General features: G+C 61.3%; 22 protein-coding genes, 1 tRNA gene and 1 pseudogene. 8 read left to right on the forward strand and 16 right to left on the reverse strand.

The window, feature by feature from the left end; genetic code table 11:
• Positions 1-122: 122 nt before the first annotated feature.
• The 3 genes and pseudogenes from BLS48_RS02185 to BLS48_RS02190 form a co-directional block, all read right to left on the reverse strand.
• A pseudogene (locus BLS48_RS02185) lies at positions 123-987 on the reverse strand (ATP-dependent DNA ligase).
• 389 nt (positions 988-1,376) lie between these two features.
• Positions 1,377-1,541: a hypothetical protein gene (locus BLS48_RS35540; RefSeq protein ID WP_167364910.1), complete on the reverse strand. Its 165-nt coding sequence runs from the start codon at positions 1,539-1,541 to the stop codon at positions 1,377-1,379.
• Positions 1,528-1,821 carry a hypothetical protein gene (locus BLS48_RS02190; protein ID WP_091575254.1) on the reverse strand — a complete coding sequence of 98 codons (294 nt, stop codon included), beginning with the start codon at positions 1,819-1,821 and terminating at the stop codon, positions 1,528-1,530. The genes BLS48_RS35540 and BLS48_RS02190 overlap by 14 nt, the downstream gene beginning before the upstream one ends.
• A 499-nt stretch (positions 1,822-2,320) precedes the next feature.
• Here BLS48_RS02190 and BLS48_RS02200 point away from each other — a divergent pair, with 499 nt between their 5' ends.
• Positions 2,321-2,857, forward strand: coding sequence for a DnaJ domain-containing protein (locus BLS48_RS02200; protein ID WP_091575257.1), 537 nt, complete (start codon positions 2,321-2,323; stop codon positions 2,855-2,857).
• A gap of 172 nt (positions 2,858-3,029) precedes the next feature.
• Here BLS48_RS02200 and BLS48_RS02205 read toward each other — a convergent pair whose 3' ends face one another.
• The 7 genes from BLS48_RS02205 to BLS48_RS02235 all read right to left on the reverse strand — a co-directional run bounded on the left by BLS48_RS02205 (position 3,030) and on the right by BLS48_RS02235 (position 7,215).
• Complete coding sequence (locus BLS48_RS02205; RefSeq protein WP_091575258.1) at positions 3,030-3,431, reverse strand: TadE/TadG family type IV pilus assembly protein; 402 nt, start codon at positions 3,429-3,431, stop codon at positions 3,030-3,032.
• Positions 3,421-3,846, reverse strand: coding sequence for a TadE/TadG family type IV pilus assembly protein (locus BLS48_RS02210; RefSeq protein ID WP_091575260.1), 426 nt, complete (start codon positions 3,844-3,846; stop codon positions 3,421-3,423). Before BLS48_RS02210 ends, BLS48_RS02205 begins: the two co-directional genes overlap by 11 nt.
• 20 nt (positions 3,847-3,866) lie before the next feature.
• Positions 3,867-5,093 (reverse strand): pilus assembly protein TadG-related protein, encoded by a 1,227-nt coding sequence (locus BLS48_RS02215; RefSeq protein ID WP_167364911.1) that lies wholly within the window; start codon positions 5,091-5,093, stop codon positions 3,867-3,869.
• A gap of 475 nt (positions 5,094-5,568) precedes the next feature.
• Positions 5,569-5,865, reverse strand: coding sequence for a DUF6074 family protein (locus BLS48_RS02220; RefSeq protein ID WP_244529490.1), 297 nt, complete (start codon positions 5,863-5,865; stop codon positions 5,569-5,571).
• Between the two features lie 166 nt (positions 5,866-6,031).
• Positions 6,032-6,328: a DUF982 domain-containing protein gene (locus BLS48_RS02225; protein WP_091575262.1), complete on the reverse strand. Its 297-nt coding sequence runs from the start codon at positions 6,326-6,328 to the stop codon at positions 6,032-6,034.
• A 141-nt stretch (positions 6,329-6,469) separates the two neighbouring features.
• Positions 6,470-6,706, reverse strand: a complete 237-nt coding sequence (locus tag BLS48_RS02230) for a hypothetical protein (RefSeq protein WP_091575263.1) — start codon at positions 6,704-6,706, stop codon at positions 6,470-6,472.
• A 110-nt stretch (positions 6,707-6,816) separates the two neighbouring features.
• On the reverse strand, positions 6,817-7,215 hold the full coding sequence (locus BLS48_RS02235) for a hypothetical protein (RefSeq protein WP_091575265.1): 399 nt from the start codon (positions 7,213-7,215) through the stop codon (positions 6,817-6,819).
• A 222-nt stretch (positions 7,216-7,437) separates the two neighbouring features.
• Here BLS48_RS02235 and map point away from each other — a divergent pair, with 222 nt between their 5' ends.
• Positions 7,438-8,265 (forward strand): type I methionyl aminopeptidase, encoded by an 828-nt coding sequence (gene map / locus BLS48_RS02240; RefSeq protein ID WP_091575632.1) that lies wholly within the window; start codon positions 7,438-7,440, stop codon positions 8,263-8,265.
• Positions 8,266-8,310: 45 nt separating this feature from the next.
• Here the strand turns inward: map and BLS48_RS02245 are convergent, their stop codons facing one another.
• The gene (locus BLS48_RS02245; protein WP_091575633.1) at positions 8,311-9,279 is read right to left on the reverse strand and encodes a quinone oxidoreductase family protein; all 969 of its coding nucleotides are present in this window, start codon (positions 9,277-9,279) and stop codon (positions 8,311-8,313) included.
• Between the two features lie 97 nt (positions 9,280-9,376).
• Between BLS48_RS02245 and BLS48_RS02250 the strand changes: the two genes are divergently transcribed.
• From BLS48_RS02250 to BLS48_RS02260, 3 genes are all read left to right on the forward strand, one after another.
• Entirely contained in the window at positions 9,377-10,219 is an 843-nt protein-coding gene (locus BLS48_RS02250) for a LysR family transcriptional regulator (RefSeq protein WP_091575634.1), read from the forward strand.
• A 195-nt stretch (positions 10,220-10,414) separates the two neighbouring features.
• Positions 10,415-11,170: a RadC family protein gene (gene radC, locus BLS48_RS02255; protein WP_091575267.1), complete on the forward strand. Its 756-nt coding sequence runs from the start codon at positions 10,415-10,417 to the stop codon at positions 11,168-11,170.
• Between the two features lie 306 nt (positions 11,171-11,476).
• Positions 11,477-12,256, forward strand: a complete 780-nt coding sequence (locus tag BLS48_RS02260) for a hypothetical protein (protein ID WP_091575268.1) — start codon at positions 11,477-11,479, stop codon at positions 12,254-12,256.
• Between the two features lie 169 nt (positions 12,257-12,425).
• On the opposite strand, the gene BLS48_RS02265 is transcribed toward BLS48_RS02260, so the two are convergent.
• Both BLS48_RS02265 and tig read right to left on the reverse strand, forming a co-directional pair.
• Positions 12,426-12,950: a hypothetical protein gene (locus tag BLS48_RS02265; protein ID WP_091575635.1), complete on the reverse strand. Its 525-nt coding sequence runs from the start codon at positions 12,948-12,950 to the stop codon at positions 12,426-12,428.
• Between the two features lie 163 nt (positions 12,951-13,113).
• Positions 13,114-14,589: a trigger factor gene (gene tig, locus BLS48_RS02270; protein ID WP_091575270.1), complete on the reverse strand. Its 1,476-nt coding sequence runs from the start codon at positions 14,587-14,589 to the stop codon at positions 13,114-13,116.
• Positions 14,590-14,931: 342 nt separating this feature from the next.
• Between tig and BLS48_RS02275 the strand changes: the two genes are divergently transcribed.
• Positions 14,932-15,016, forward strand: a tRNA-Leu gene (locus BLS48_RS02275).
• Between the two features lie 28 nt (positions 15,017-15,044).
• On the opposite strand, the gene BLS48_RS02280 is transcribed toward BLS48_RS02275, so the two are convergent.
• Genes BLS48_RS02280 through BLS48_RS02290 form a run of 3 tightly spaced genes read right to left on the reverse strand, consistent with a single transcriptional unit; the run spans position 15,045 to position 18,220 of the window.
• Positions 15,045-16,493, reverse strand: a complete 1,449-nt coding sequence (locus BLS48_RS02280; protein WP_091575271.1) for an aromatic amino acid lyase — start codon at positions 16,491-16,493, stop codon at positions 15,045-15,047.
• 27 nt (positions 16,494-16,520) lie between these two features.
• The gene (locus tag BLS48_RS02285; protein WP_091575273.1) at positions 16,521-17,105 is read right to left on the reverse strand and encodes a GDYXXLXY domain-containing protein; all 585 of its coding nucleotides are present in this window, start codon (positions 17,103-17,105) and stop codon (positions 16,521-16,523) included.
• Positions 17,102-18,220, reverse strand: a complete 1,119-nt coding sequence (locus tag BLS48_RS02290) for a DUF2157 domain-containing protein (RefSeq protein WP_091575274.1) — start codon at positions 18,218-18,220, stop codon at positions 17,102-17,104. Before BLS48_RS02290 ends, BLS48_RS02285 begins: the two co-directional genes overlap by 4 nt.
• Positions 18,221-18,458: 238 nt before the next feature.
• On the opposite strand from BLS48_RS02290, the gene BLS48_RS02295 reads away from it, so the two are divergent.
• Together BLS48_RS02295 and BLS48_RS02300 are read left to right on the forward strand one after the other, a co-directional pair.
• Positions 18,459-18,599, forward strand: coding sequence for a DUF1127 domain-containing protein (locus tag BLS48_RS02295; RefSeq protein WP_013531315.1), 141 nt, complete (start codon positions 18,459-18,461; stop codon positions 18,597-18,599).
• A 50-nt stretch (positions 18,600-18,649) separates the two neighbouring features.
• Entirely contained in the window at positions 18,650-18,790 is a 141-nt protein-coding gene (locus BLS48_RS02300) for a DUF1127 domain-containing protein (RefSeq protein ID WP_091575276.1), read from the forward strand.
• Positions 18,791-19,077: the final 287 nt, after the last annotated feature.

The raw sequence follows: 19,077 nt of genomic DNA on the forward strand, positions 1-19,077 counted from the left end.
GTGCGATAATTCGCACGGTGGATTCCGCGCTTAAGTTCGAAAACTGTCAACCATATTTAGCTAACAACTCTGTCGACCACCACGCCGCCAGCACCACGATGCCGACGAAACCAAAACGCCGTTCATTGATCTTCTTCAATTCGGAAATCCTGCAGCGAGGCATGCCGCAGATCCTCCTCGCCGCGCAAGTGCTTCACACGGCCGACGAGGCCCGGCTTGACCCATTGCGTCGCTGGCCGCTTCATGCCCTTGGGAGCTGGCCCGGAATGTTCCTGGACGCGCTGCCAAGCCGCTCGCGTATGGCGCGACTGGAGTTGATAAATGCGGAGCCGATATACTTGCCCGTCACGCGGTCAGCCATGAGCGCAAAGGCTGGCTTGCCGCGCTCCCTCTCGACGCCAAGCAATTCGTATTCGTCGATCGCGTAGCATTTCGCCTTCAGCCAGCTGGTCGACGGACCGCTGCGATACCGGCTGTCGCGGCGCTTGGAGACCATGCCCTCCAAGCCAGCGTTGTCGAGCAGGTGATAGATGGCTTTCGCCCCACCCGGCAGCGGTTCGCTGAACTGAATTCGCCCGCCTGCTTCAATCATGCTGGCAAGGATCTCGCGCCTCTCCTCCAGCGCCATGTTGCGCAGATCGTGGCCATTGAGGTGCAGCAGGTCAAACGCGACGAAATAGAGAGCGCGCTGCCTGCGCGTAATCGCCTCGCGCAATTCTCCGAAGTCAGACAGGCCGGCTTCGTTGAGCACGATGATCTCGCCGTCTACGATGGCGTTCTCGGCACCGAGGCTGGTGGCCTCCTTCACCAGATCGCTATACTTCGTCGTCCAGTCGTGGCCGTTGCGCGTGTAGATCCTGGTGCCGTCTTCATTGATAATGAGCTGCGAGCGGTAGCCGTCGAATTTACTTCGTGAATCCAGTCGTCGCCTTCGGGAGGCTGCTCGACGAGCGTCGGCATCAACGGCGGGATAAACTTCAAACGCATGAACTGACTCGCAGAACCGCGATTCAATTAGCGGAGACTGAATTAGTTCCGGGGCATTTTAACCAATCGTTGACCGCGCTGTCCTATTCTGGAACAGCGCGGTCAAAACCCCAACCCTGGCAGCGCAGGCGGCTCCGGCAACCCACCCCCGGCGCAGTGTCGGAGCCGCTACCACACATCACTAGAATACCAGCAATGGTTGAATCAATTGTTACCGCACGCGCTTTTCCATTGCGCGTGGGTGGTAGGATCACCCCGCCTTCTTGCGCATCAACGACGCCTTGGACGAGGATGACGCGCACGAATTCTGGTTCTGGCTTGACCACCTCGATGCCGCGACCGGCGCAACGATCTTCCGCTTGGCACGAGTCCGCAGCATCGCCACATTTTCAGATGCAGACGTACCCCATTCGGCCACCGCCGGCTGGAGTTGCGGCGAAATGCTTGATCTCGCTCGGTGCTGCCGGGGCGACATAGGCATTCCTGCCGGCTGCGATCTCGCCATAGACAGCCAGACGGGCAGGCTCGGGAACCTCCCGGTCAAAGCGTTCCATGAACACCCACTGCGCGGTTACTGCCAAGGCTGCGCACCATGTCGGCAACGTCGCGCTGTACGTTCATCAGGTGGGCTTTGAAGCCGCCCAGGCTGTCCCAGTCCGAAACCAGCTTGCGGCCAGCCTCGGAACTGCACAGCGAGTTGCGGCATTCGCAGGCATCCATAGACACCGTTGGAGTAACTGAGTCCGGGTTAACCTGAAACTGCTCGGCCTGGAGCAATGTGAGATATTCCCTGTTCAGCCCGGAGCGCTCATAGAGGTCGAAATCCTCCTTCATGATGCGCTCAATTTCTGCCTTACGAGTGGGGTTTGCGGGCAAGGAGGCAAAACCCGCCTGCTCACCGCCACTCGTAAGGCCTTCCGTCGCAGGCAACCCAGATGCCGCGCCAGAATATCCATCGAATCTGTCGCCGTCGTCTGAAACTCGGAGAAATCGCTCCGGCTCTCACTTATTAGCGCTCGCTTGTATTCTTCGTGAAGCAGGATCATTATTCAACCCGTCAGGTTGCTGAGGGGTGGAGAGCGCCATGGAACTAAGTTGCCATGATCAAAGCGGGAGCATTTTTGCATCATCCGCCTTCCTTGACCTCACGGCTGTCTTCATAATCTTGGCCGCATGTGCAACTGCACGGCTAATTGCAATGTCACGCGCGGATTCTCTCGACCAGCGTCAGACCGCGCAGACCCAACCCGCAAGTTGATGGACTGCTGTTTCTTGCCTTTAGCGGTCACGCTCTCGACGGCGGGCGCAAAAGCGATGTTGTGGGAGCACCACCTTGTTCATTGACTACTACGAACTTCTGGAAATCAGCCCGAACGCCAACTCGGAAACGATAGAACGGGTATTTCGCTATTTTGCTATGCGCTATCATCCGGATAATCAGGATACCGGCGATGAATCACGCTTCAGTGAAATCTTGGAGGCGCACAATGCGCTCAAAGATCCGGTCAAGCGCGCGCAGTACGATATTCAGTATAAAGACCATTTGAAACTTCGCCACGAGTTGATTGGGGAAGCCAGCAACAATAAAAGCATTGAACGCGATGTCGTCATTCAGGCCAAATTGCTCTCGCTTCTTTACGTCAAGCGCCGGCAAGACGTGAACAATCCTGGCATTGGCGATACAGAAATCGAACGCCTATCGGGCTGTCCGCGTGAACATCTTGAGTTTCATCTCTGGTATCTAAAAGCAAAAGGCTGGATAGGAAGGATCGAGAACGGGATGTTCGCGATCACCGTAGAAGGCATTGATCGCGCCAATGCCGAACATCGCCGTGACTCCACAACAAGACTACTGGACCATGCAGGCTGAAAAGCTGAAGCTCGCGTCAGGCTGGTGTTTTCTCCTCAGAACGGTCAGACCATCGCCATGCACTTTGATGTGGTAACAGGGGTTCGATCCCCTTTTGGCCAATATCGTCCTGACAGCCGTGCCAAGCTTGCGTCATGTGACTGCCAAAAGCCAATACTGGCAGACCATGCGCCTAACCGACCAGCGGCACGGTAACGGTGGTCGCGTAGTTGATCGGGAAGGCGCTGAAGTAAGGGAAGTCGATGACGAAGGCATAGGTGGCGGTCAGATGCGCCATGCGGAAGCCGCCGCTCACCGGATCGATGACGATCGTGACGTTGACATCCTTCAAACCCATGGCCTGCAATTTTTGCGTGGCGATCGATTGAATCTCGGTCTGGGTGAGCGTGTTGTGAAGCTGTAGCGCGCGTGATGTTGTCTCCAGCGTATAGCGAACGCTGGACACGGAGTTCATCGACCAGCCGAAGGCGAAGATCCCGAACAGCAGCATGACGAGGAACGGCGCGATCAGCGCGAATTCCAACCCGGCCCCGCCCGATCGGTCCCACCTGAACGCGCTTGCCCTAGCGGACACGGATCACCTCCAGGTGGCCGATGGCGCTGGGGGTGGAAAAAACACCAAAGGTGAAGGGCGGCGTCCAGGTGGCCGATGCCTGGATCTGAACATAGACCGAGGGTACCTTCGGCCCACTGCACAAGGTCGAGGCGTCGACCACGGTCGTCCCGCACATATAAATCCGGCTTAGCGTGACCTGGCCATCCGCCGGCCGCTTCTCCCAGCTTGAAACGGCAACGGCCTGGGTCGCCGTATCATTGGTCGATCCTGCCAGGATCAGGTTCGCGGCGGTCTTCACGCCGGCGCGCATCGACAGCGAGCTCGTCACATAGGACCAGCCGTCGATGATACCAAGCAACGCCACGCACAGGAAGGGCAGGACCAACGCGAACTCAACCGCGGCAACGCCCGCTTTATCGCTCAGGATCGGCATCGATCGGGATTCCACGGAGGTTACTCGACCAGGGCCACGGACTGCGCCGCCGGAATGTTGCGCATTCCAAGGCTGGTGCAATCCTGGTTGATGGTTGTGCTGCCGGACCATTGAATCGTATTGGCGACGACCTGAGTGCAGCCGCTGTTGCCCGAGAAGTTGCCAAGATAACTCACTTGCTGTTTTGGGAAGTAGATGGCCCCGGTCAGCAGTGAATCCGCTGTGCCGTTGAATGTGCTGGATGCGCTGTTGCCGGCCCTGTCGCCGTAGAACAGCACACCGGAATAGGTGCCCGAGGTCGGCGCGCTGAGCTTCACGGAGGCATTGCCGTTCATGCTGACGGTCGAACTGCCCGACATGAAGATTGTCACACCGCTGCCGATGACGGCCGCGTTGGCGTTTATCTTGAGATCACCCTGAACGACATAGACGCCGGGCGAGAGGGTGACATTGCCCTTCAGCGTCATGCCGCTGCAATAGGTGCCTGGGCTCAGCGTCGTCTTGTTGTAGTTCTGGCAAGGGTTCGAGGCCGCCGGGGCCGGCAGGTCGGCAAAGGGATCGGCGGCAGGCAGCGCCTGGGTGATTGGGTCCGCGCAGAGAGTGGTGACAGGATTGCTAAGAGAGACGCCGCCCGCCGATATAAGGCAATCGACCTGGAGGCCAGCCGAGCCCTGAAGCTTGATGGCGTCCGGAGCGATCGAATTGGACATCACCACGCAGCCGGTGACCTTCACGGTGGTATTGCCGGAAAATAGTACAGCCTGCGGGGCGGTCGGATCGAGCGCAGTCATGCAGGCCTTCGAGGCATTGGTGATGAGCGCCACCGCCCTCGCCTGTTCGGGCACCTGGCCCCGTGTGAAGATCGCGGTGAACATCCTGTCGAGGTTCTGGCGGACGATAACCTCGACCGCTTTCTTCGCCGTGTTCGGGCCGGATGCCGGAGGTGTGTTGACGACAATCGTGCCCGAGCCCAGCCCATTCGTCTTGGCCGACTGGGTCGCGGCTGCCACGATCGTCGGCTTGTCGGACCCCGAGATCTGCTCGAGCGCGCCGGCGTAGGCGGCGGCATCGGCGGTCGCCTGCAGTCTCAGGCTGTTGTAGTACCAGTAGGAGGTCTCCACACCGAAGCCCGCGGCGCCGACAACGATCGGCAAGCTGAGGGCGAAGATGGTGGCAACATTTGCGCTCGTGCCCCGGCATATGCCGTTCACCATAAGCCGAATTCGGGTGAAGCAACTTGAGGTCATAACCTGAATTAGAAAGCACGCACATATGAACGAAGGGCTAAAAAGTTCAGTTCATTTTTGATCAGCGATCTATTGTCCTCAAAAAAAGCGGTTCGTTGGCTAATCAACGCGCAAACAAGGCAGCTGGACACTACGGATGACACATCCGACGAAGCCACCGGCGTGACGGAACAGACAACATAAAGCATAGTGCTGTTTCGACGTAACACTCTCCACAGCATGGTTGCTGGCTGCCCGCGCCGGTTCACCCGGTGCGGGCTTTTCGTCACCGTGCGTCTCGAGTATTCCGTGCCTCTCGCCTGGCAAGCTAGCGCCTAAAAAAGTCTTGCTGCCATGGGCAGCGGGCAGGTTCCGGAGTCGCCAGGGATCAACCCAGCATAGGGATCAACTCAGTTAGATCAGCGAGCAGCGAAGGGGACAGTTGCGGCGCTGCCCCAGCTCAGTTCGACGCCACCGGTTTCGCGAAAAAACCAGTTCAACCGGCGTCGGCGGCCAGCATGTGCATCTCTTGCTGGACTGCAAAGAAGAAACGGCGAACCTCTTCGCTGGCCGAAGTCCTGTCCTTCCCCGAGCCGACAATGTGATCAAGAAGCTCGGAAGCTTTGGCTTTCCAGAAGGAAGTCGCCTTGTCGCCATGCAGGGTCCCCAGCTTGGCGGCAACCTCCCGAACAAGGAAAACCTGACGATCAATCGGGAACGCACGCACGTTTGCTGAGGACATCTTCCGAACCATGGGACTGACGCAACGAATCAACCATTGCTGAACAAGCAATGGCGTAACCTCGAAGATGGAAACGGAACCTTAACGCCGCTGGCGGCGGCGCGTCTTCGTGCGGTCGTTCGGGACAACCGCAGGCGATGATCATCGCGACACGTCAGGTCCGTTCAAACGCGGCCCTTGGCATTTGGATCGGGGCAGCCGAAACGGGCGATGGCCCTCAAGCCTGCAGCGATCTCGCCTCGCCACCGCGCTTGCGCGGCGTCATCATGTCCCTGGCCATCAGTCCGCTCGCGCGACAAAACGCCATGAACGCCCGGCAAGCATCCTCGGTCTTGACCACGTCCACCGTAGCGCCAAAGCAGGCATTGAAGGCCTTCTGATAGACCGGGCCCTGACGTCGCGCGGGCCAGTCCTGAAGAAAATCGAGCGCCTGTTCGACGCCGTAAATCTCCTCGACTGGCAGGCCGGGCGCGGGTGCGATGCGCACCGGCACCTCGAATTGCAGTCTGTCCATTTCCTGTCTCCCGAACTGGCGTCGCACAAGCAACGCCGTTCGTCGTCAAAAGTTGCCTTGACCGGCTTCTGGCCCAGAAATGTGTCGTCACTGCGGTCGCGAACCGCTGCGTGACAGCGACTGCGCCAGGAGCGGTCAGCCTCACTGGTTCGCCGGGTCGGTCTCGGCGTCAAAAGCCATGCGGACCACCGTGACCAGAACGAAAGCCGATGGCGCCGCGAAAATGACGGCGAGGATTACCGCCCCGGTTCCCGACAGGCCGAGTGTCTCCGCGACCGCCCAATAGACGGTTCCGATGCAGATGAGCGCCTGGACGGAGAGGAATGAAGCCGCCGAAACCGCGCGCGACAGGGTTTTGAATGTCTTGATGCGTTGCATTGAAATAATCCGGACATGACGCGCCGCACGACCGTGCGCGGCCGGCAGCCGCCGCACGGTCACGACGCGAAAGGGATAGGTATGTGGTGAAAAGTGCGGTCCTGGACCGCTCAGGCCGGGATGGAGGGCGGTGCGCGCGGCTGGTTGGCGCTCGCCTTGCGACCCGGGGCCGGTCCGTGTTCGGAAGCAACCGCGTCCGGCGAAGTCCGGTCAGACCGAAGGAAAACAGCTTCGGGAACCGGCAGGGCGGTATGGCCGCTGGCGAACTTGACCAGCACCGGCCGGACAGCGCGAACTTCCGGCGCTTGCGCCTTGCCGGTGACGCGCAGCAGCGCCGCTACCTCGCCAGACCGTTCCACGCCGACGCTGGCACCGCCCGATGCAGCGTCCGCGAAGGCTGGCATCTCCGGCCGGCCAAGGCACAGCATCGCCAGCAGCACCATGCCCATCAGACATGAGCAGGTCGCCGCCAGCGGCGCTTCAAGCAATCTGCTGCGCTTGGCCGTCATGAAAGGCGCGATCTCCCAAAACCTCCTCCGCCCTAACGCAAGGTGGCAAGAAAGGAAAGCAAGCGGGCACAAACCGGCAAGACATCGGCCCTGACGATGCAAATATCCAGACTGCACGGCCGCGTCAGGCAGTTCTTCCTTGAACCTTTTGCCCTCAAGTGCCAAATCTGTCGGGATTTCACATTGGGTCTTCGAAAGGCCTCTACCGGCAATACGGACAAAATGATCACCTATCTCGACGCCGCCACGGCACCGCTCAGAAATACCGGCCAGATCCGCCTCTATGGCGAGGAAGGCTTTGCCGGCATGCGCAAGGCATGCGATCTCACGGCGCGCTGCCTCGACGAACTGGTGCCGATGGTCGAGCCTGGCGTCACCACGGAGGCGATAGACCGCTTCGTCTTCGAGTTCGGCATGGATCACGGCGCGCTGCCGGCGACACTCAACTATCGCGGCTACACGAAATCATCCTGCACTTCGATCAACCATGTCGTCTGCCATGGCATTCCCGACAACAAGCCATTGAAGGACGGCGACATCGTCAACATCGACGTCACCTACATCCTCGATGGTTGGCACGGCGATTCCTCGCGCATGTATCCTGTCGGCACCATCAAGCGTGCGGCCGAACGCTTGATGGAAGTCACCTATGAATGCCTGATGCGCGGCATCGCGGCGATCAGGCCCGGCGCCCGCACCGGTGCCATCGGCGCTGCTATCCAGACCTATGCCGAGGGCGAGCGTTGCTCGGTGGTGCGCGATTTCTGCGGCCACGGCGTCGGCCAGCTTTTCCATGATGCGCCGAACATCCTGCACTATGGCAATGTCAACGAGGGCGTCGAGATGCGGCCCGGCATGATCTTCACCGTCGAGCCTATGATCAATCTCGGCCGGCCGCATGTGAAGGTCCTGTCCGATGGCTGGACGGCGGTGACGCGCGATCGTTCACTGTCGGCGCAGTACGAGCACACGATCGGCGTGACCGATACCGGTTGCGAGATCTTCACGCTGTCGCCCAAGAAGCTCGACCGCCCCGGCTTGCCGGCATAGGGCGCCGCACCCGCAAGGTCGGCCGACCGGCGGGTTGGTGCCAGCCTATGGGATGAGCAACAGACTTCCGGTGGTTCGCCCAGCTTCGAGTTCGGTGTGGGCTTTGGCCACGTCGCTGAGCGCGAATTCCTCGCCAATGGCCGCCGTGATGTTCAGCCGAAAGGCGTCGATCAAGGCTGCGGCGGCTTCGGCGTAGAAAGCCTGGTCGCCGGTCGCGGCCATTATGCTTGGGTGGGCAAGAGCGCGGTTGGGCCGTAACTGGTCAAGAGAAACCGGTGGAATTGGCCCGGCCGCCTGCCCGAAACTGACGGCAGTACCGAACGGCCGTATGCATTGGATGGTCTTGGCGAGCATGGCACCGCCAATGCCGTCATAGCCTACATCCACACCTCGACCACCTGTAAGCTCCAAGACTTGCTGAACGAGATCGGCATCGCGCCCGACGATGAGATGGTCGGCGCCATGAGAGCGAGCAAGTGCGGCTTTTTCCTCAGAACTGACCGTGCCGATCACCGTTGCGCCCAGATGTTTTGCCCAACGGACCAGAATGGCTCCAAGGCCGCCTGCCGCCGCATGAACCAGGATGACTGTGCCCGGCTTCACGGTATAGGTGCGGTTGAGCAGCATGTAGGCAGTCATACCCTTGAGCGTCGATGCCGCCGCGGCGCGCGAACCGACCCTGTCCGGCAGCTTGATCGCCCGCCCCGCCGGCAGCAGGCGCGTGGTGGCATAGGCGCCGACCGGGGCGCCCGCATAGGCAACGCGGTCCCCGGGAACAAGGAGCGTGACCTCGGCGCCAACGGCATCGACGATACCGGCCCCCTCGGCGCCGAGCACGGCGGGATAGGAGGGCAGCGGGTAGATTCCCTTGCGATGGTAGATATCGAGAAAATTGACGCCGATCGCCTCATGACGGATACGGATTTCCTTCGGGCCGGGAGATTGCGGCGCGCGCTCCAACAGCTGCATTTGGTCAACACCCCCGGTAGCAGTCAGCGTGACGGCAATACCCATCTTCATTCTCCAATCTGATGTTCGATGGATGAATGGCAGATGGCAGTTTGATTGAGAATTACCTATAAGCTCCCAGACAATGGGAAAAAATGATCAGATGCTGGATTGGGAGGACCTTCGCCATTTCCATGCTCTTGCGCGTCTGGGAACCCTGTCGGCCGCCGCCCGGGCACTCGGCGTGGAGCATGCCACAGTAGCGAGACGGGTGGCGCACCTGGAAGAAAAGATCGGCGCCAAGCTCGTTGACCGGCGCGGGCGGCGCCTTTCGCTTACGGCCAAGGGCCAGCAGATTGCAAGCATCGCCACGCGAATGAGCGAAGACGCCCTGACAATCGAGCGCGCCGCACTGAATGCGGACAACCGGCATGCGGGCACGGTCAGGGTAAGCGCCCCGCCTGCCTTGGCGACCGCGCTGCTGGCCGAGAGGTTTGTTCGCCTCCGGCAACGACATCCCGGCATCGATGTCGTGGTCATCGGCGAGACGCGCTACGCCTCGCTTGGGCGGCGGGAGGCAGATATCGCCGTGCGGATGGCGCGACCGGAACAGGGCGACCTGACTGTCACCAAGATCGACGAGATTGGCTTCAGCCTCTATGCCGATCCCGCCTATCTCGCCGCGACGCGCGAGGCGGATTGGTCCTTCGTTGGTTATGAGGAGACCATGGCCTCGTCGCGGCAGGAAAGGATGCTTTTGCAGATTGCCGAGGGTCGTCCAGTCGCTATCCGCGCCTCTTCGCTGGAGTTTCAACTGGCTGCCGTCAAGGCCAGTGGCGGCGTCGCGCTGCTGCCCGATTTCATGGCGGCGGATCTGAATTTGACCAGACTGCCTTTGCCGGGCGATCCACTTACGCGCGAACTCTGGTTGGTCGTGCACACGGATATCAAGGATGTGCCGCTGATCCGCGCAGTGCTGGACGGGCTTGGCGGCAAGGTTAGATGAACGGGTGAAAGAGGCGGCCGAACTGCAAATCGGTTGACTGCCAACATGGCGGCACGCGCCGTATACGCACTACGAACCCACCTTTCGGCATGATGACGGTTGCGAAGTTTCACGCTGTCACCAAAAAAACTCGACCATCCCGGCCTGCTGGCCTAGTATTTCGATGGGTCGGGCGGCAGTTGGATGCGGGGGCATATGGGGGACACGGGCGACGACGAGCGGAGTTTCTTCTCCGAAGCGCCGGTCCGGCCTGCGGCGAAAGCCAGGACGCTCGATGAAAAGCCACATTATCTCGGCCATCGCGACCGCTTGCGCGAGCGCTTTGCCGCTGCCGGTCCGGACGCCCTGCCCGATTACGAGTTGCTGGAGCTCCTGCTGTTTCGCCTGATCCCTCGCGCCGACACCAAGCCGGTCGCCAAGGCGCTGCTGGCGCGGTTCGGCACACTGGCCGAGGTGCTCGGCGCGCCCGTCGGCCTGCTGCAGGAGGTCAAGGGCATCGGCCCGGCGGTGGCGCTCGACCTCAAGGTCGTCGCGGCTACCGCGCAGCGCATGGCGCGCGGCGAGGTTCGCGGCCGCGAAATTCTCTCCTCATGGCAGCAGCTTCTCGACTATTGCCGCTCGGCCATGGCGTTCGAGGAGCGTGAGCAGTTCCGCATCCTGTTCCTCGACAAGAAGAACGCGCTGATCGCCGATGAGGTGCAGCAGGTCGGCACCGTCGACCACACGCCTGTTTACCCGCGCGAAGTGGTCAAGCGCGCCCTCGAACTCTCGGCGACCGCGATCATCCTGGTGCACAACCATCCGTCGGGCGACCCGACGCCGTCGCGCGCCGACATCGAGATGACCAAGGAGATCATCGACGCGGCCAAACGGCTGGGCATCGCCGTGCATGACCACATTATCATCGGCAGGAAAGGCTATTCCAGCATGAAAGGCCTGCTACTGATCTAGTCGACGACCTGCCGACGAAGTCGTGTCGCGAGAGGAAAGTCAGGGCGTTCGCGCGTGACGCGTCGCAGATCTGATCGTGACTTATGCTCTCGTCATCGACTTCCCTTGCTTCAGCGCCATTCCGATGAACCACTCGACGACCGTTACCGTGCCGCCAGTTGGCAATCAGGACCATGGCGCCCACGAATTGCCAGGCTCGCGCATTGAAACCGCATTTGACTAAAGTTTACACCGTGCAATTAGCAATTCCTCATATGACGCTGCTATAGCGATTGGGCGGAGGTGGCGATTCCCCGAGGAGGTACCATGACAAACCGAAAAACACTGTTCGCGGCGCTTGCCGCGTTGGCGCTTCTGGCGTCTCCGGCGCTCGCCGGAGCCGGCGGCAATGGGCACGGCGGCGGCAACGGCGGTGGCAATGCTGGCGGCAACGGTGGTGGCAATGCTGGCGGCAACGGCGGTGGCAATGGCAACAGCGGCGCCTCGCATGGCAAGTCCGCGTCGGCCCCAGGGCAGGTGGCCAAGTCGGAAACGGACACGACGACCGGCACCACGGTCGACACGACGCAGGTCGCGTCCGTGCCCAACGACAAGAACATCCATGCCAAGCTCGGCCGGCTAAACTCGCTGCAGCGCAACATCAACGCCTATATGCATTCCAAGAGCAAGAAGTTCGCTGCCATTCAGGCGTTTGTGACGCAGTCCGCGAAAGCCAAGGCCGCCCAGGCCGCGGCTGAAGCGGCAGCCGCCACAGCCGCTGCCGCCCAGGCCCAACTGGATGCCCTGAATGCGCAGCTGACCGCGCTGCAGGCGGACCCGACCGCCACGGCTGAACAGATCCAGGCTCTGCAAGACCAGATCACCGCTCAACAGGCCGTTGTCGACGCCGACAACGCGGCCGCCACCCAGGCCCAGGCGGACGCTGCCGCAGCCACCGTCGGCACAGATCAGGCGTCGCTCGACGCGGCTCTTGCGGATATGGCCAACAAGCCCGTCGACGCCCAGGTCACGGCTTGGGCCCAAGGCGTGCTTGCCGACAAGATCGACCAGATGGCCGCAACGATGCAAACGGGGGCGACGCCGTAGGGCATTGCGACCGAAACGGCAGTAGCCAGTCAAGAAAGATGCCGCCGGGCTCGCCCGGCGGCATCGCAACGTTGATGGACGCGTTCTGACAGCCGGAGAGCTTGCGCAAGAGATCCAGGTGGTTGCCTGAGTAAGCTCCGCCTGTCGCTGCGCTGGCCTCGCGCTACGACTACGGCGGATCGGTGTTGCAGCTGCCGGCAATCTGGTCGACGGCTTCGCCGAGCCCGGCGAGATCGAAATCGGCCTCGCCGCGCCCCGACAGCAGCCCGAACCGCCAGGAAAGCAACAGTCGGCTTGCGGAAACAAGGCGTCTGATGCCGTCGGCCCCGTCGCGAACCAGCATCCTGCCGCGCGGCCCGACCGACCAACTCTCAGTGAACTTGCTGCCCTGGTCGACCATGACAGACATGGTGATCCTGCGGCTGGCTGAGACGGCGTCATTCAGCTGCAGCCATTCTGTCCAGTGCGGTTCGCTGTTTGCCCGGCAGGCAATCGTCAGGATCGGGCTGTAGCTCAAGGCGCCGCCGCCGGTGATCAGCTTGTTGGTTGCATAAAGCGATGCCGTGACGAGACCGTCTTCGCCCGTACCGAACCGCCAATTGTCAAGAACCGTATCGGCTTGGGCAATGCCACAGACCGAGACAAGAACCAGCGCGATTGCCGCAGCGTGTCCCACTTCAACCAACAGCCTCAACACGCCCTCCAACAGCCAAGCGGCTTGCGATACAAGCGCAGATAAGAATCAAAGCTTGGTATCGCTACAGGCCGTCGCTCGCGAAGCGTTCCGGCTGTTGCAGTTTCGCAACAAAAAAGGCCGCCTCGAAGGCGGCCTTTCCTGTTTCAACGAAATGCTCGAACTATTCGGCGTCCTTGGTGGCCTTCTTCTTCGGCGCTGCCTTCTTCTTGGGCTCTTCCGCCTCGTCGGCCTTCTTGTCGTCGGCCTTCTTGGCGGCGGCCTTCTTCGCCGGCTTCGCCTTGGTCGTGGTTTCGGCCTCCTCATCGTCGGCCATCAGCTCTTCCTTGCTGACCTTGACGTCGGTGACGGAGATCTGGCCGAGCAGATGGTCGACCACTTTCTCCTCGAACATCGGCGCGCGCAGCGTGTTCAGCGCTTCCGGATTGCTGCGGTAGAACTCGAAGACTTCCTGCTGCTGGTCGGCCGGATAGCGACGCACCTGCTCGAACAGACCGCGCTGCAACTCTTCATCCGACACGGTGACGCCGGCCTTCTCGCCGATTTCAGCCAGCACCAGGCCGAGACGCACGCGGCGCTCGGCGAGACGCAGATATTCGGCGCGTGCCTCTTCTTCCGTCGTCTCTTCGTCGGCGAAGGTGCGTCCGGCCGCTTCCAGGTCACGATTGACCTGCGCCCAGATGTTGTTGAACTCGGCGTCGACGAGCTTCGACGGTGCCTCGAACGAGTAGGACGCGTCGAGCTGGTCGAGCAGCTGGCGCTTGACCTTCTGACGCGTCATGGCACCGAACTGGTTCTCGATCTGGCCACGCACCACGTCACGCAGGCGTTCCAGCGACTCCAGGCCGAGGTTCTTGGCGGTCTCATCGTTGATTTCCAGCGCACCGGGCTGGGAGACTTCCTTGACGGTGACGTCGAAGGTCGCTTCCTTGCCAGCCAGGTTCGCCGCCTGGTAATTTTCCGGGAAAGTCACGGTGACCTGCTTTTCGTCGCCGGCCTTGGCGCCGACCAGCTGATCCTCGAAACCCGGGATGAACTCCTTGGAACCCAGCACCAGCGGCTGATCGGTACCGGCGCCGCCAGCGAAGGCCTCGCCGTCGATCTTGCCGACATAGTCGATCGTCACGCGGTCGCCATTGGCGGCCTTGCCGGTCTTCGGCTCGTAGCTGCGTGCCGATTCGGCAACGCGCTGGACCTGCTCGTCGATCTCGGTGTCAGGCACGTCGAACACCTGACGTGTCACCTTGATGTCGGAGAAATCCTTGATCTCGATCGCCGGAATGATTTCGTAGTTGAGGCGGAATTCGAAGTCGGCGCCGCCAGCCAGGATCTTCTCGGCTTCCTTCTCGTCCTCGGTCATGATGACCTCGGGCTGCATGGCGGCCTTTTCGCCGCGGCCCGAAATGATCGAACGGGTAGAATCGTTGAGGATCTCATTGACCACTTCGGCCATGAACGACTTGCCGTAGACCTTACGCAGGTGCTGCACCGGCACCTTGCCGGGACGGAAGCCGTTGATGCGGACCTTGTTCCTAGCGTCCGAAAGCCGCGCCATCAGCTTGGCTTCCATGTCACCGGCCGGCACGGTGATCTTGATCTCGCGCTTGAGACCGGAGTTGAGTGTTTCGGTGACCTGCATCGTAAAACCTTTGTTTTCACCAATGAGGCTGCCAAACGGCTTTCTGCCGTTTACAGCCTGCCGGTATATTCTTGCCGGGAATGGCTTTTGGCACGGAACCTGGCGATTTGACCGAAAATACGGCTCAAATTCTCCCAAACTGCGTTCCAAAATGTGAATAAGTCTTTGTTTTTCCTACTTCTTATCACATTTTGTAGAAGCGGATCGTCGCGTCCCGTCACATTCGACACGCCTTTTGTCACAGGCGAGCCTAATTTTCAACCATCTTCGCATTTCGGCGAATAACCATCATTTTGGCCCTGACATTGACAGAATGATGGCTACATGGGATTGCCGGTTCATGCGGATGTGGCGGAACTGGTAGACGCCCTGGATTTAGGTTCCAGTGCCGAAAGGCGTGGGGGTTCGAGTCCCTTCATCCGCACCAAGCCGCCTGCCATTTCTGGCATCGGTGTCTAAGCCTCGAACGCTCTGCCTGTGAACCACTCGGCCAGCTTTGCAAGCTCCGGCCCCAGCACGCGATCCTCGCCGACAGGCGGCACGACATCCCTGATTTCGTCGACGAATGACTGCAGGGCCGGCGGTGGCGCACGCCCGGTGACGTGCAGCGCCTGCGAGGCCATCATCGCCAGCATCGCCATCGCCGCGTCGACGCAGCGGCCGGCGGTCGCCTCCTTGGTCCAGGCGAAGAACGCCGTCGTGGCGACATCGTCCTGCCCGGCGCCGGCTGATTCCGTTCCCGGAATGAAGGTGCGCTGGGCGGCAAGCTTGGCCTGCTCGAGATAGCCGGTGATCGCCATCGGAACATAGCCGACATTGCCGTGGCCGTCGCTGTCGGCCCAATGCCGCCTGGTCATCAGGAGATCGGGCAGCAGCGACACCTTGCCATTCAGAAGCTTGGAGGCGTGACGGTCGCAGAGCAGGCAGATATCGGCCCATATCGCCGCAAGGTCGTCCAGCGCCGGCGTCGCCATGGCGTTGTGATAGCCGCCCGTGCTGATGCAACGCCCAAACGGATGCGCGTCATCGGGCGGGATGTAGACGGGATTGTCCGATATCGAGGCCAGCGAGACATCCGCCGCCCGCTCGGCCGACGAGAGTGCGCGATGCGCCTGGCCGAGAACGCGCGGCACGATGCGGTAGCTGACCGGCGCCTGATAGTTGCGCCTGCCATCTCCAGCATCGACCAGAAATTGCCGCAGCCCCTGGAGGGCCGCCGCCTCGTGCTCATCGCCCCAGAGTGTGTCGATCGCCGCGTCGTAGTGTTCGAGCGGGGCGCGAAACGCTTCGATCGACAGCGCAAACACCTTGTGCGCGATCCGGATGCGGCGGCGTGCCGCGAGCGCCGCGTCGGCCACCAGAGCGGCAGCACAGGGCGAGCCGTTGATCAGCGAGCCTCGTTCCTTGACCTCCAGGTCGAAACGCGTCGAAAGCTCGGCAAACAGCGGATAGAGCGCCAGGATTTCGCCGGCGCCGCCCTGACCTGAGGCCGGCACCATTGGCATCGGGCCACCGTCGAGCATCGCGGCGACGGCGAGCGCGATGCGCGGCGTGGTGGCGGCGTTGCCCTCGATGAAGTTCGTCAGGCGGGCAAGCACGATCGCCCTGACCACGCGATCGGGCAAAGGATCGCCGAACGAGGTTGCGGCGGCAAAGGCCTTGATGCGCGCATGGCGGTCCCGCTCGTCAAGTTCGAGCTTGCGGCTCGCCAGTTCTCCCATGGCGGTGGTGACGCCATAGATCACCGGTGGCGGATCGGTTTCAATCAGCTTCAGGAACGAGGCGCGGCAGTCGGCGATGCGCCGCAAGGCCGTCTCGCCGATCTCCACCGTGTCCTTCTTCCAAGCGACGCGAAAAACAGTGTCGAGGTTGATGTCTTCACGTGTCGTCAGGATGATCTGCATGCTTCACACCACGGCAGGCACGGACATTTAGTAAAGCGGCTCCTCGAACAGCGTCTTGTCGCCATCCACCAGCGCCTTGATCTGCGCGGTGCCATCGCCAGAGAGCGCGAGGCGTATCCCGAACGGACGCACCCGCATGTCGTTCTGGATCGCCATCCCCTGGCCTTCCGGCAGGTAGAAGCGTTCGATGCCATAATCCGGCGCGATGGTCATTCCCTCCCCGCGAAGATCCCAGCCTTCGGCGACATGGCCTGATATATCGGCCTCGTCGGCGGCGGCCGGCGTCAGTGCCTTGCCGAACCAGGCGGTGGTCGGCGTCCAGTAGCCGTCGGCGCCCTTCTTCAGGCGGACGACGATCGACGTGTCGTCGCTGGAGAATTTCTCGGCCGGAATGTTGGCGATCATTTTCACCGGTATCCGCGAAATCTCGTAGCCAAGGATAATGTAGTCGCCGCGCAGGAGATCGCGTGGATCGACGGGTTCGATCTTCAGCAGCACCTCCTTGCCGTTGCGCAGGATCGCCGCCCGGCCGGCGATGATCCAACTCAGGAAGCCTATCTGGACGAGCGCCAGCACCAGCGCCGAGATGATCAGCCGCTTTCCGGTCATCATGCCGTGGCTCCCCCGGTTGCTGGACCCTTCATGCGCTTTTCCACGCGAATGATGACGAGGGCAAGGATACCGAGCAGCACCGCGGCGGCAAGGAAGAAGCCCGCCGTATCGAGCATCGATTGCAAGGTCACGACATAGATGATGGCGAGTTCGAAGGCGAAGCCGAGATAGGCGAGCCAGCGCAGCCCACGGCTCTCCCGGCCCGCCAGCACGATGGCGGCGACGATGCCGGCCAGCGCGACGACCGAGGCGATGGCAAAGCCAATGTCGTAGGTGCTTTCATCGGCCAGTTCGAACTGGATGATCGCCAGGCCGGTGAGGAAGCCGAGCAAGGCGTGCAAGGGCAACCGGCCGCCAAGCTGGACGATCTTGTCGACCAGGCCCGGCGCGAAGATTGAGGCCGCGAACAGCAGCACCGACACGATGACCAAGGGGATCGCCACCTGCAGCGTCGCGTGATCCATGGCGAACAGCACGAGATAGAAGAGCAGCGACACGATAATGAGGTGCCGCGCCGGCTGGCTGCGGGTCCAGAACGAAACGGCAAACAGCACGATCGCCATGACCACGAAGAGATGCGGAAACTCGGTGCGATTGAAATAGTCGAACCCTTTCAGGAACAGCCAGGCATCGGCGATGCCGACCGATGCGACGGTCAGCGGGTTCGAACGCAGCGCGACTGCCGCCAATGCCGTGCCGGCACCCCAGGTGACCAAAGCAGACGCCTCGTCGCCGGACAGATGATACATCTGGCCGATCAGCGCGATCGAACCGCCGAAAGCCGCGGCCGCCACGATCCACAGCGCCTCGCCGATCGCCGCATGGTCGCGCGTCTTCAACACCGCGCCGCCGACATAGCCGCCAAGGATGACGGCAAACAGTGCCGCTACCCGTGCCAGCCGCGGGATCGCGTCCCAATTGGCGGCGACGAAAATCAGGATGGCGGCGCCGAACAGCAAGGCGGCCATCATCGCCAGGATGGAACCGAAGCTGAGCGATTTGCGCTCGTTGGCCTCGACATCGCGCGCCAGGGAATCGGCGGTCGCCGCATCGATCAGGCCGGTCTGTTGCCAGCGCGCGATATCGGACCTGATCCGCGACGAATAGCTCGCCATGCTGCCCCTCCCCCGCTTCGGTCTTTTTTTCAGCCGACCCGGTCAAACCGTTGACGCAACGGCATTTTCCGATTCGGGTTTCTTTGTGTCAGGTCCGTGAAGGCGCGTTAATGTTGCATTGCACAATTTGCATTGCTGCCATGCAGCCATAGCGCTTTTAAATCGATATGGGTCCGCCTATCTATGGTTCGTACACAAAGACGGAATGATCCGGAAGAAAGACGAAACGAGAAATACCATGAACCTGATCCGCAACTACCGCAACTGGCGCCGCTACCGGGACACTGTCTCCGAGCTGAGCCGCCTGAGCAACCGTGAACTGACCGACCTCGGCATCAGCCGCAGCGACATTCCTTACGTCGCTCGCAAGGCGGTCTAAATTCTTCGGACCGCAAATGGTCCGAACCAGTTTTGAAAAAGAGAACGACAATGAACCTGATCCGCAACTATCGTAACTGGCGCGTTTATCGCGAGACGGTTACCGAGCTGGGTCGCCTTTCGAACCGCCAGCTGCATGATCTTGGTATCGTCCGCGACGAAATCAAGAGCGTCGCCCGCCGGGCGATCTAATCCAGGAATTTCGCCAGGGTCGACCTCCTCCCCGACCCTGACGAATACGGTCACCCCTTACCTCCTCCCAAGGGTTGACCACCAAAACGGCGCCCGCCGCACCTCCTCCCGCGGCGGGCGCTGTTACCCAAAAGGGTTTCGCCCCTTTCAAAAATAGCGAAAGAGATTTCGTCAAAGCCGACCTCCTCCCCGGCGATGACGAATACGGTCGGCCTTCACCTCCTCCCGAGGGTCGACCCCCAAAACGACACCCGCCGGACCTCCTCCCCCGGCGGGTGTTGTTGTTT

The sequence above is a fragment of the Mesorhizobium qingshengii genome (assembly GCF_900103325.1).
Lineage (GTDB): Bacteria > Pseudomonadota > Alphaproteobacteria > Rhizobiales > Rhizobiaceae > Mesorhizobium > Mesorhizobium qingshengii.

Bases quoted from the DNA above. Each gene is read 5' to 3' on its own strand.
- BLS48_RS35540 (WP_167364910.1), bottom strand. From the start codon at position 1,541: ATGGAACGCTTTGACCGGGAGGTTCCCGAGCCTGCCCGTCTGGCTGTC.
- BLS48_RS02190 (WP_091575254.1), bottom strand. From the start codon at position 1,821: ATGAAGGAGGATTTCGACCTCTATGAGCGCTCCGGGCTGAACAGGGAA.
- BLS48_RS02210 (WP_091575260.1), bottom strand. From the start codon at position 3,846: ATGCCGATCCTGAGCGATAAAGCGGGCGTTGCCGCGGTTGAGTTCGCG.
- BLS48_RS02215 (WP_167364911.1), bottom strand. From the start codon at position 5,093: ATGACCTCAAGTTGCTTCACCCGAATTCGGCTTATGGTGAACGGCATA.
- BLS48_RS02225 (WP_091575262.1), bottom strand. From the start codon at position 6,328: ATGGACAGACTGCAATTCGAGGTGCCGGTGCGCATCGCACCCGCGCCC.
- BLS48_RS02230 (WP_091575263.1), bottom strand. From the start codon at position 6,706: ATGCAACGCATCAAGACATTCAAAACCCTGTCGCGCGCGGTTTCGGCG.
- BLS48_RS02235 (WP_091575265.1), bottom strand. From the start codon at position 7,215: ATGACGGCCAAGCGCAGCAGATTGCTTGAAGCGCCGCTGGCGGCGACC.
- map (WP_091575632.1), top strand. From the start codon at position 7,438: ATGATCACCTATCTCGACGCCGCCACGGCACCGCTCAGAAATACCGGC.
- BLS48_RS02245 (WP_091575633.1), bottom strand. From the start codon at position 9,279: ATGGGTATTGCCGTCACGCTGACTGCTACCGGGGGTGTTGACCAAATG.
- BLS48_RS02250 (WP_091575634.1), top strand. From the start codon at position 9,377: ATGCTGGATTGGGAGGACCTTCGCCATTTCCATGCTCTTGCGCGTCTG.
- radC (WP_091575267.1), top strand. From the start codon at position 10,415: ATGGGGGACACGGGCGACGACGAGCGGAGTTTCTTCTCCGAAGCGCCG.
- BLS48_RS02260 (WP_091575268.1), top strand. From the start codon at position 11,477: ATGACAAACCGAAAAACACTGTTCGCGGCGCTTGCCGCGTTGGCGCTT.
- tig (WP_091575270.1), bottom strand. From the start codon at position 14,589: ATGCAGGTCACCGAAACACTCAACTCCGGTCTCAAGCGCGAGATCAAG.
- BLS48_RS02280 (WP_091575271.1), bottom strand. From the start codon at position 16,493: ATGCAGATCATCCTGACGACACGTGAAGACATCAACCTCGACACTGTT.
- BLS48_RS02285 (WP_091575273.1), bottom strand. From the start codon at position 17,105: ATGATGACCGGAAAGCGGCTGATCATCTCGGCGCTGGTGCTGGCGCTC.
- BLS48_RS02290 (WP_091575274.1), bottom strand. From the start codon at position 18,220: ATGGCGAGCTATTCGTCGCGGATCAGGTCCGATATCGCGCGCTGGCAA.
- BLS48_RS02295 (WP_013531315.1), top strand. From the start codon at position 18,459: ATGAACCTGATCCGCAACTACCGCAACTGGCGCCGCTACCGGGACACT.
- BLS48_RS02300 (WP_091575276.1), top strand. From the start codon at position 18,650: ATGAACCTGATCCGCAACTATCGTAACTGGCGCGTTTATCGCGAGACG.